Raw genomic sequence first — 11,391 nt, 5'->3', positions numbered from 1 at the left:
TAAGTTAAAGGGGTCACCCATTAGAAAGTTCCGGTCAAGCAGGCAGCTGTGTTTTCTTGATCTTTTTATTCAAAAACCAAGTGTTTTTTATTATTTAAACTCAATTTAAATATGACTACGCACCTAGTAATGACGTCGATTGGTGTGAATATGCACCAGTCACCCATATGAATTTAGGCAGTTTAATTAAGCATTATTGATGATTAATTAAGGCCCTTGGCTTTCGCCTCAGTCATCGTTTAGTACCAATGTCAGTCCAGTTTCTGGCTGTGTTTACACACTGCGCTGTAACAAGTCTGTGGTTTATGCTTACACATAACCAACCCTGTGTGGCTCAAACATTGGGCATATCCAGTATTTAAAATATGAGCGGTTAGCGTGCAGGCTCAATCAAATCTAATGGTTTTACCAACCCCATTACGAGCTCAACACGTTAACCTAATTTGTTTTATAGACGCTAAGCAAACGCCTTGTGTTCATCGAATGGTACATTGTCTTTAAGCACGTGATAACACGCTCTTGTGAGCTTATGTGCAACCGTTTTAATCGCAACTACCTTGTTTGTTTTAGCCAGTTTTCGTTGATAATATTTTTTGATTGTCGGGTTGTACCGAATGGCAAAATTAGCGGCCTCAGTAAACGCCCACGCTAAATAACGATTACCATTCTTCTGATTCGTAGCGCCTTTTTTCTTTCCATTACTGTACCTTGCTCCTTTAACACAGCGACAATACGATGAGAAACTCCCTGGGCTATTAAAACGTTTAATAGTGCCTGTCTCTAACATAATGGTCAGTGCTAAGGTATTCCCAATTCCATCAATACTGGTTAGGTTCATAAACTCAGGGGAGAGTGATGTTTGTTTTAAAATAGCGCCTTCTATCACATTAATTTGCTGTTGAGCACAGCGTATTAATGAGAGGTTAGAAATGACTGACAGTGCTGTATTCATTGAGCTAAAGTCTGCATGCACTTGCTCAACATTGACGCCTTTTCTGATAGCGGCCATTTGTTTGATTTTGTTGCTACTGAGCTTGTATCCAAGATGACGCATGTAACAACTTTGCACTGATAATAAGTTTTTAGTGGACTGTTGAACAATGTCCATTCGTTTACGCATTAAGTCACGAACAGCCCTGAGCTCTCTAGGATAAATATAGCCCTCAGGTAGAATGTTTAAACGTAGCATTTCAGCTAACCAACACGCATCACTGTGGTCATCGGCATGCTTTAAGCCTGAATACTGTTGAATTGCCGCAGGGTTCGCTAGGTGAAGTGTAAACCCTTCATCCATTAAAGCATCGACTAACCAATACCAATTAAAAGTTGATTCAACAACAAGCCCTTTTAGATTGTCTTTATAAGGGGTTAGAAAAGATAAAATGACAGAGGTGTCATTATTTAGACGCTGCAGGTAAGTGTTTCACCTTGCTCATTAATGATAGCAATAACACAATTATTTGAATGCAAGTCAATTCCACCATATAGTTTCATACTAAGCTCCTCGAGATACAGTTTATGTTTTGGTCAACACAACTGTATCGAAAAACTCGAGGAGCTTTCTATATGATTATCAAATCTTGACTTCAGACATCAGTTGCAAATAGCTAAAGCGTCCTAATATAACCCATTATATTCCTCTTAAAGCAAAGTGCTTCTAATTTTCTTTGTGAGCTAATTTGCTTTAAACAACATCAGCTCAGCATCTTTCCCATCGGTTAATATTGCTACATTCCCTTTAGTGGTTACATACACGTCTCTTAATCGTCCTGTTGCTTCTGGAAATATGTGCGTTTGGGTGAATTCGCCATTAGTCAGATTAACGCTGTAGAGCTTTTTATCAACGAGTGTGGTGATGAGCGCATGTTTTTGAAGTGAAGGGAATGCGGCGTATTTAGAGCCGTAATACGCCATACCCGATGGGGCGATTGATGGCGTCCAATCTACGCTTGGTTTTTGCATGCCGGGGTAGTCTCTAAATGGAGAAATACGTGCTTGTGAATAATCGTCACCATAGGTGATCACCGGCCAGCCGTAGTTGGTAGCTGGCGTTAAGTAATTTAGCTCATCGCCACCGGCGGGGCCGTGCTCGTGGCTAATAATTTGCTCGGTATCGTAATCATACACTAAGCCCTGTGGGTTTCGGTGACCGAGCGAGTAAACAGCGTGTGCATTGGTGTTTTTGTGATTAATAAATGGGTTATCTTTTGGGATAGTGCCATCTAGGTTTATACGTAATAGTTTGCCAAGTTGGCTGGTTATTACTTGTGCTTGCTCTCTAAAATCAAAGCCATCACCAGTTGAAAACAGTAGAGTGTCGTCGGGTAAAAAGAGGGCGCGGCCAGCGTAGTGTTGTGGAGTATTTTTATCAGTCGCTACTGTGTAAATAATAACAGGCGTTGAAAAGCCGGTGCCATTAAAGGTAGCTTTTGCAATTACTAGGCGATTAGCCTCAGCTGTGCCTTGTGCGTAGGTAAATATAACTTCTTTGCTGGTGTTAAAATTAGGCGAGAGCACTATATCAAGTAAGCCGCCTTGGCCTGCAACGTATAAACTCTCAAGGTTTAAATTTACTCTAGTTTGCTGATTGTTTTTTACAATAACAACGTGGCCGTCGCGCTCTGTAATTAGCCATGACCCGTTTGGTAGCTTAACCATGCTCCACGGCGAATTTAATTTTGTAGCGACTGTGTGAGTACTGTATTGCTCTTTAGGTAATTCAGCAGCACTGGCGGTAGACGCAAAAAGCCCTACAAACAGCCATAGCGCTAATTGAGAGAGTCGTTGTTTACATTGCAAGCCTTTGCTACTGTAAGAAAAAAGCTTTACTTTAAGTTGAGATAACCATGCCATTTTTAACACGTTTACTCCCTATATTTTTAGTTTCTTGGTTATTTACCTTTACGCTTGCTAGCTTGTTTCATAGCCAATACGTTGTCAATCAATTAGTTGATGTGGGTGTAGTGGTCAGCTTAAGCGACCGTATTAATTTAACGCTAGATGATTGGTTAGGGCTATTACCTACCTATGGCGCTATTATTGCCATTGCTTTGGCTATCGCTTTTTTTGCTGTTGTGTTACTTGTTAAAAAGTTTAAAAAATACAGCATGGCGTTATTTGTGGCATCGGGTATCACTGCTTTTGCCGTGGTCTTAGTGGCCATTGAGTCGATTATGAATATTCATATTATAGCGGGCGCTCGTGGATGGGGATTTTATTTGCAGTTACTAGCAGGTGCTTTAGGTGGCTTGCTGTTTGCCTTATTAACCAAGGCGTTAGCCCCTAAACAGTAGGTTAAATAAAAAACTCAGTGGCTAACGCTAAGCGTTAACCACCACGTTAAAATACGATGTAAAACGTTAATTAAAGCTCTATATAATAAGCGCTACATAATAAGCGACTTAATAGCCTCTAGGCCTTTTCTGAGAGTAGCTTCATCGTTAGCGTAGTTAATGCGTACGCACTGGTGTTTGTGCTCCCAGCTATCTTCAATGCCAATAAAAAAGTTATGCCCAGGAATTATATATACATCTTGCTCTTTGAGTTTTTGATAAAGCATTTCGCTGGTTATTTTTGAGTCTTTAAACCATAGCCACATAAAAAACGCGCCTTCTAGTTTATGTAAATAAACAGGCAAGTCTGCAAAAATTTCATCAAACAGGTTTATGGCTATCTCTGCTTTATTTTTATAAAAAGGCAATACCGTATTTTTACACAAAGGCAGTAATTCGCCTTCGTTAATTAAGCGGGTTACTAAGCTTGGGCCAATAGCGTTAGGCGATAACACCATAGAGCCGTTAACACGGCCAATGGCTTTAATTATTTCGTTATTGGCAACCACAATACCAGTGCGCAGGCCAGGCAAGCCCAGTTTTGAAAGCGACATACACAATATAATGTTTGAGTTCCACGTAAGGTTTGCATCGGTGTAAATACAGCCCGGGAAAGGGTCGCCATAGGCGTTATCAATAATTAGGGGAATATTGTACTTGTGTGCAAGGGCGTCTAGATGGCGTACTTCCTCATCGGTAATGACATTACCAGTTGGGTTGGTAGGGCGCGATACGCACAGTGCACTAATACTGGTATCGTTGGCTAATACGTTTTCAACCGCGTCAAAATCAATGACATATTTAAATTGCTTAGAGCCACTGGGTGTATTTAAAATTTCGATGTCGGGCTTTATTGCCACAAACATATCATCAGATAAACCTTGGTCGGCGTAACCTACGTATTCAGGCGCAAGCGGAAACAAAATACGCTTATTAGTGCCATCGCTCATTTTGCCCGCAAGCATATTAAACAACACAAAAAAGTTAGCTTGGCTGCCGTTACCCAATGCTATGTTTTGTGGTGTTAAGCCCCAGTCAAACTCGCTATTTAGCTGTTTAGCAAGGGCCGCTCTAAATTCGTCATTGCCAGTTGGCCCGTCGTACAAACCAAATACTTGCGATACTTTATTACTGGCTACTAGCTTTTGTAATTCATCTAAAAATACGGCATTAACCTGTGGTACGTGTGCGGGGTTACCGCCACCTAGCATAACAATATTTGGATTATTGCTTGCGTTAGCGCTGCCTAAATCTTCCATAAGCTGCGTTATTCCGTTGGGTTGTGTAAATTTAGTACCAAAATTTGAGTAGTTCATAATACCTATGTGTGCGCTAATAACGAGGAGGGCAGTATAGCGCAAATAAAGGGCTTTATTTGCATGTTGATAATAATTCACGGTTTAGAACTTTAAACCCTTTAGGGTATAATTAACGCACTTTTATTCGCTAGGCTATTGTTATCAGTAATTTTGAATCGACTTTACATCACACTACGCTTGAGGCTGAACCTGCCGCTGATTTAAACGAGCCTGTAGTAAAAAACACGCAATTTAAAATAGCCACGTTTAATTTATTTAACTACCTTGAGCCGCCTAATGCGTATTACGATTTTGAAAAAATTTATACCGCAGAGCAATGGGCACGCAAACAGCGTTGGATTGTAGATTATTTAAATGAGTACGCGCCTGATGTAGTAGGTTTTCAAGAAGTATTTAGTATTGAATCGCTAAAAGCGTTAATGGCGCAGCAAGGCTATACATATTTTGCTGTGGTTGATGCGCCAGAGGTGATTGATGATTTTATTTTTAAGCGCCCGGTTGTGGCTATAGCGTCTAAATTTGAGATTGTTGATATAGCTGCGGTTAAGCACAATACCGAGCTTGTTGAAATGCTTGGCCTTAATAGTAATTTTACGTTTAGCCGTAAGGTGTTAAGAGCCACCATTAGATTACCCCATGTAGGTAATACCGACTGTTATGTAGTGCATTTTAAGTCAAAACGAGCCATGATTGAAAGTGATGAAAGTACTACTAGCTCAGCTAAAACCGAGCCCCCCTCAAGCGAAAAAAACATAATAGACACTCTTAAAGCAAATGTGGCCGGCTCGTGGGGCTCAACCATTCAGCGCGGCAGTGAAGCCACTTTACTAATGATAGAAATGATTGCCCGACGCGAAGCTACACAACAGCCTATGGTGTTAATGGGCGATTTTAATAACGACCTAGCCGATGGCGTGTTGAGCCATTTACTAACGAATACATTGCGATTTGCCCCAGCGTTTGATGTTAAAACATACCTTGCAAAATATTGTTTAAATGACGCGTGGCAGTTATTTAAAACACTAAAAATGAGCCAATTTACGGCGCACAACACCCAGCAAAACGCTGGGAATGCAGATGTTCAACAAAGTAATGCCCCCGCTGCGCCGTTATTAAATCGCAGCCCTACCCATTATTATGGAACGAGTAGTACGGTACTTGATTATATTTTACTCTCGTGTGAATTTGACCCAAGTTACGATGATAGCTTTTATGAAGTGAGTGATTATCATACATACGACAGGCATTTAATAAACCCAGAATACGAACGAGACGATTTAACAACCGATCACGCGGTGGTATCAATTACGCTAACGTTAAGGAGTTAATACGTGGGTAACATTTATAAATAGCTTTGCAGCTTTTACATTATTATTGAACCTATAAATTATAAGTTATTAATTATAATGAACTTATTTTAGGCTTAAAACTTGCTGTAACTACTGAATTAAAACAATTTTAAGGACATAAAAATGACTGAAGTTGCGCTTTCTGCCAATATGGCGTTTTACGTTTATTTAATAATGTTAGTGGTACAGTGGTCGGTAGCTACCTTTAGCAAAGCTAAACAACCTAATGCTGTACCGGGTAAAATTAGCGATGATTTATCGCACGGCAGTTTTATATTTAGAGCCCACCGTACTTTTCATAACACACTAGAAAACAGCGCGTTGTTTATTGGTACTGTGTTGTTTGCATTTGTTATAAATTACCAAAGCCCTATATTTGCCATGTGCGTTTGGGTGTATGTAATAGCGCGATTAATTCATATGGCGCTGTATTACGTTATAGCCACAGAGAAAAACCCAAGCCCACGCACGTACTTCTTTTTAATCAGTTTTATAGCCAATATTGTTATGCTAATTTTAATTGGCTTAAGATTATTGGCTTAATCAAGTTAAACGGAAAATAAAGTTAACAACCACTATTATTTAAATTTTTGGCGATTGGATAATAAATGGGCAATGCTATATAGTTAAAATTTATGAATTAATATTTAACTTTCAAAGGCAACGGATGAAATTTAAAATAGCATTTATGTTTTTACTCGTTTCAATGTTTTTAATTTACAAGTTTTATTCTCCCCAAGAAACCAATAATAGTGGTTCGAGTAATGCTTTGAATAAAGGCAGTGAAGCGGGTTTAAAGCTATTGAATAATTTATCAATGGGCAGCCAAACTAAGCAATTTGAGTTATGTTCAAATAATTTAGAAACGTTAAAAACTAACGACGATTACTCTACTTGTGTTGATAGCGTATTGATTAATGAAAATAAACGTCTTTTAAGAGAACAAGCTAAGTTAGTCGAACCAATTTACTTAGCCTGGATATACTTTAATTGGCAAGAAGCTTTATTGCATTTAACTAGTTTAAAATTGGAACTACAGGATTTTTTAATAAAAAAAATCGCGTATACCGTAGGGCAAATAGATTTACAAGAATTACTCATTTGGATTGATAATAGTAAATTAAATAATGATATAAAGGCAAAACTAATTACAGCTGGGTATTTATCCTACATGGAAAGTAGACCAGAAACAGTTCTAGAGGAAGTAAGCTACCTCTCCAATACCTCGATCAAAATGGCAGTAATAGATAATTTGCTAATGCAATGGGGCGTTCAGGACACACTAGAAGCGCTTAGCTGGATTGAGCAACAACCAAGGCCTGATATGTATATGCGGTTGATATTACCTATGTTAACGGCATTAATTGATAAAGATACTTCTTTGGCTGAAGAGACTATTTTATTACTAGACGATTCACAAATAAAATATGACGCCGTTGCGTATTTCACACAAAAGCTTGCTAGTGATGATATTGAATCATCAGAAAGCTGGGTATTGTCATTACCTGGTGGTCCTGTAAGGCAAGCTGGTTTGCGCAGGCTAGTTGAGGTAATGGCTACACAGAGAGTCGAACTCTCACGTATACTCGATATCATTTTAGCTGAAAATGACTTAACACTTCAGGGTAAATTATTGACAAATTTAGTCGCTACTTCGCCTGAAAAAGGACTAGATGCGTTAAAAGAAATAATCCCCACATTATCATTTCCTATAGCGGTTAGAAAGTCACTTTTGGCTGCGCTTACCAAGCGTCTAATTGCTCAAAACCCTGATGCAACAAAAATATGGCTTAATTCATTAACTCCTAGTGAAGAAACTAGTTATGCTAAGCGTTTGGCTGGCGAGAATATGTTAGCCAGCAGCTTATCATCAAGCATAGAGATTGCGAATGGTATGTATAGTTCAAAAGAGCGAATACTTTTGATTGAAGCGGCATTTTCATTTGTAAAGCAACAAGATGAAATTGATTACAATTTTCTGTATAGAAGTTTAGTTTTGACTGAAAGTGAAATAACCCATTTAGAAAATCACTATAATGATTAGTTGTTAGGTGAGGGAATTTAAAGCTTAGTGAGTGCATCAGCTTATAAGTACTTTGCATTAAGTTTCAACGAATGTGTTTTAAAACTTATTAAATGCAGTGAGTATATCGCAAACATTAGAGGGTTTGTAAACATAAGTTCCGCACTTAATAAGTTAAGTTTTTAATATATTACTGGGCTTTATAAACTCGTATCCAATCTACCCAAAATATACTTTTATTGGGATCTGCAAGCTCAGATGCATTAGGCTTAACGTCTCGCCATGGCTGATGTTCCATATCCAGTATTATGTGCATAGGCTTGTTTAAGCCTGTTCCGTTAGTATAGTTTTCAGGATCAATAATATTTGGGCCAGAGACACTTCGAACCAAAACACCATCTATATAGTAATCTAAATTCCACGCATCCTTCCAATGTACTCCATATCTACGAAATTTATTGCGGTATGTTTCTCCGTTGTTGTAAACCCAAGAGCCAGCGTCCTTTGGCTGGTAATCTTGAAATGGGTCTCGAATAAATATGTGATGACTAACATGCATACGTTGGTCAAACCACTCTTGGCCAATTCGGTCGCTACCATATGACTCCATAGCATCGATTTCTTGGGTAGAATCAGCACTAAGCATCCATACAGCATTTGCCATAGTGTTGTTTGTTGGTTTTACCATCGCCTCTAGGTATAGGGGGTAAGTAAAGGTTGCTTTAGAAGAAATAATACCTGAGAGAACTTTGTTCGTACCTGCTTTTTCGGTTGCTTGCAGACCAAGCGCCCCGCCAGTTGTATATGAGTGGCCAGCGCTAAATTCTGTATCGCCAGGACCTAGCCAAGCATTTATATAAGATGCGTTCCAACGATTATTAAAAGCAGCTGGTTTATTATTAGGTTGTGCAATGTAGTTAAACTCATCTGAAACACTTTGTAACTGCCAGCTTTTACCTGCGCCTGCTTGTGCTGGAATACTAAAAGAGCTCCAATCAGCTGCCTGGACTGAAGTGATAGACATAAACAAAGTGCTACCTATTAGTAGCTTTAGCTGTTTCATATAAAATCTCCATTTAAATTAATGTTGAAAGTTTAAAGAAATAGATAAACCTTCTTTAATTTGCCGATACACATTTTTTAGATAGTCACACGATAATTTCGTCTTGAATAACGCAAATATGTGAAAAGGCTGTCAGTAAAATATTCTTTTTAAGTCCGATAATTCGCTTAAAAATCGAACTAGGTATAATATTGCATAGATGTTAATCGTTAACAATATTTAATCAGCAAAAATAATAGTAAGGGATGTGCAATGAAGAGGAAGAAGTGTTCTATAAGTTTTTAGTAGTAAAAGTAAAATGTTGGATGCTATTTAAAAACTTTGCAACTTTAGAGGCTTGTAAAAACCAAGCGACAAACCTGTAAAGAGGAAGAGAGTAGAAAGGGTAAAGTGAAGGCCTAGTAAATTAAGGCCTTCGTTCTGAGCTATTTACTTGACGTATTTAACTATTTTTTATTCAATATTGATTTGTGTACTTGTTACTATCCCATCGTAATTGACAGAAACGATAACTGTACCGTTACCATTTGAATTACTCGTTAATCTATATCTAGCCTGATTGGTTCCAATATTAATTAATTCAGCATTTGCAATTGTGCTACCATTTACACTCCAATTCGCAAATTCTGAAACATTCAAGCTAGAAGAGGTATCACTATAGTTAGCGGTTAATGTTAAATCTAAAGTACCCAGAGGGCTCAAAGTTAATGGATTTTCAGCGCCATTAATTTGAATACTTTCTAGGGTTGCGTCGCCTTCAACTTGTACGGCTACTGTTTTATACACTCCACCACAGCTCGCAACAAGCTCTGTAACGCCTGGTTTTAATGCGAGTAAAGTACCTTTATTTTCGCCCTGTTTTGTAACACCGACAGTATATGAATCTAACGTAGACCACTTTATAGTATTGTCTATATCGAAAGGAGAAGGATTGTTTATTAGATTGGCTTGCGCAGCTACGCTTATACGAGAACCTAAGTTTAATTTGATAATATCCTTAGATGTATCATCAGAAAGAATATCAATACTCTCTAGGTTAACTGGGTTGGCTGTGACAATTAAGGTATCCGATATGTTACCTATATTCGCAGTAATTGAAGTGTTCTCAATTTCACTTGATGAGGTATATAGTGTACCGTTGTTATCGATTAACGCGCTTGTTTCATCATCAAGAGTAAAACTAATATCTTTTATTGTATTTAAAGATATATAGCCATCTGAATAAGTAATATCTGCACTAATACTTGCTTCTATACACGTATTAATGTCACCTATTTCTGGTGAGGCTTGTTTTAGTTCTATGTTCGAAACGGCTTCATCACTAATTGACATTTGTCCTTCACCGGATATTTCATTTATTGTAGTGCCAGTAACCGTAATCAAACCTCTATCCAGTGGAGAATTAGTAATGGCTGTCACTAAGCCACGACTATTGACAGTGGCTACTTCTAGGTCGCTTGTACTCCAAGTAAGCTCATCGGTTACATCTCTCGTTTCTCCGTTACTATCTATACCCATGGCTTTAAGCTGAAATTGTTCTCCAGGTCTAATGCGTGTTTGATTATTGATAATAGTAACGGATTCTATAATTGTACCTTCAGTGCGAAGCTCTTCGAGAGTTACTGCTTTTTTTAGGTCGGTTGACTCAGTATCAGAGCCACAGCCAGTAACTGCTATTAATAATATCGAAATAATAGAGAGTTTGTGAGAGGTGTGTTTTATTGCCATTTTAGGATTGTACCTTTTAAAATGAGAGAATGACTAAAATTGGTAAGTAAAACCAAGAGAAATAGCTGTTATCTCGATATCGTCTTTGTCATAAAGTGATTGATAGCCAAGCCTTACTTGGGTGCTGTTTAAGTATGGAATATCTTGGTGCATTGCCACACCCCAAGCAAAACCTTTATATTGAAATTCATCATTTATAGTTTCTTCAGGGCCATTAACTGTAATATCTGTTTGCGCATAGCCGACTGAAACATCTAAACCGAAACCATTAACAACATCAGACTGCATTACGAAAAATAATGCGGCACTTTTTTCTATATCGAATTCAATGCGATAAAGGTTATCTTTCTCGTTGGCGGTTAGGTATTGGGCTTCAAAAGCCATATTATTGTTACTGACCCCTAAACGAAGTGCAGTTGATTTTGGCTTAACATCTTCGTTACTAATTGCCATTTCAGGTAATACATAGTCAACACCAATATATGCGGTGTCTGCAAAACATTGCGTTGAGGCACAGAATAGGAGTAGATAAAGAGTTTTTTCCATGTGAAAGTAAACTATCCGTAAATTATTATAA

Annotated in this window: 10 protein-coding genes; 4 read left to right on the top strand and 6 right to left on the bottom strand. The window is 38.2% G+C overall.

Annotated features, from left to right (window positions below; translation table 11 throughout):
• Positions 1-457: 457 nt before the first annotated feature.
• Together PAT01_RS16695 and PAT01_RS16690 are read right to left on the bottom strand one after the other, a co-directional pair.
• Complete coding sequence (locus PAT01_RS16695; protein ID WP_404821058.1) at positions 458-1,384, bottom strand: IS110 family RNA-guided transposase; 927 nt, start codon at positions 1,382-1,384, stop codon at positions 458-460.
• Between the two features lie 290 nt (positions 1,385-1,674).
• Positions 1,675-2,862: a PQQ-dependent sugar dehydrogenase gene (locus PAT01_RS16690; RefSeq protein ID WP_138579271.1), complete on the bottom strand. Its 1,188-nt coding sequence runs from the start codon at positions 2,860-2,862 to the stop codon at positions 1,675-1,677.
• Between PAT01_RS16690 and PAT01_RS16685 the strand changes: the two genes are divergently transcribed.
• A complete protein-coding gene (locus PAT01_RS16685; protein ID WP_054982602.1) occupies positions 2,847-3,293 on the top strand; it encodes a hypothetical protein in 447 nt (148 codons plus the stop codon). The genes PAT01_RS16690 and PAT01_RS16685 overlap by 16 nt on opposite strands.
• Positions 3,294-3,385: 92 nt before the next feature.
• Here the strand turns inward: PAT01_RS16685 and PAT01_RS16680 are convergent, their stop codons facing one another.
• On the bottom strand, positions 3,386-4,648 hold the full coding sequence (locus PAT01_RS16680; protein ID WP_138579275.1) for a valine--pyruvate transaminase: 1,263 nt from the start codon (positions 4,646-4,648) through the stop codon (positions 3,386-3,388).
• Between the two features lie 239 nt (positions 4,649-4,887).
• On the opposite strand from PAT01_RS16680, the gene PAT01_RS16675 reads away from it, so the two are divergent.
• The 3 genes from PAT01_RS16675 to PAT01_RS16665 all read left to right on the top strand — a co-directional run bounded on the left by PAT01_RS16675 (position 4,888) and on the right by PAT01_RS16665 (position 8,044).
• Positions 4,888-5,979 carry an endonuclease/exonuclease/phosphatase family protein gene (locus PAT01_RS16675; RefSeq protein ID WP_154945855.1) on the top strand — a complete coding sequence of 364 codons (1,092 nt, stop codon included), beginning with the start codon at positions 4,888-4,890 and terminating at the stop codon, positions 5,977-5,979.
• Positions 5,980-6,123: 144 nt separating this feature from the next.
• Positions 6,124-6,543, top strand: a complete 420-nt coding sequence (locus PAT01_RS16670; RefSeq protein WP_138579279.1) for an MAPEG family protein — start codon at positions 6,124-6,126, stop codon at positions 6,541-6,543.
• A 124-nt stretch (positions 6,544-6,667) separates the two neighbouring features.
• Complete coding sequence (locus PAT01_RS16665) at positions 6,668-8,044, top strand: hypothetical protein (RefSeq protein ID WP_154945854.1); 1,377 nt, start codon at positions 6,668-6,670, stop codon at positions 8,042-8,044.
• Positions 8,045-8,213: 169 nt separating this feature from the next.
• Here PAT01_RS16665 and PAT01_RS16660 read toward each other — a convergent pair whose 3' ends face one another.
• The 3 genes from PAT01_RS16660 to PAT01_RS16650 form a co-directional block, all read right to left on the bottom strand.
• Positions 8,214-9,086 carry a LamG domain-containing protein gene (locus tag PAT01_RS16660; RefSeq protein ID WP_186807299.1) on the bottom strand — a complete coding sequence of 291 codons (873 nt, stop codon included), beginning with the start codon at positions 9,084-9,086 and terminating at the stop codon, positions 8,214-8,216.
• Between the two features lie 453 nt (positions 9,087-9,539).
• Positions 9,540-10,814: an Ig-like domain-containing protein gene (locus PAT01_RS16655; protein WP_154945853.1), complete on the bottom strand. Its 1,275-nt coding sequence runs from the start codon at positions 10,812-10,814 to the stop codon at positions 9,540-9,542.
• Positions 10,815-10,847: 33 nt separating this feature from the next.
• Positions 10,848-11,360 carry an outer membrane beta-barrel protein gene (locus tag PAT01_RS16650; protein WP_096041630.1) on the bottom strand — a complete coding sequence of 171 codons (513 nt, stop codon included), beginning with the start codon at positions 11,358-11,360 and terminating at the stop codon, positions 10,848-10,850.
• Between the last annotated feature and the right edge of the window lie 31 nt (positions 11,361-11,391).

Source organism: Pseudoalteromonas atlantica (genome assembly GCA_007988745.1).
In the GTDB taxonomy this organism is placed as follows: Bacteria; Pseudomonadota; Gammaproteobacteria; order Enterobacterales; family Alteromonadaceae; genus Pseudoalteromonas; species Pseudoalteromonas atlantica.
Note: the sequence above shows the minus strand (reverse complement) of the source record. Positions and strands in the feature narration are given on the sequence as shown.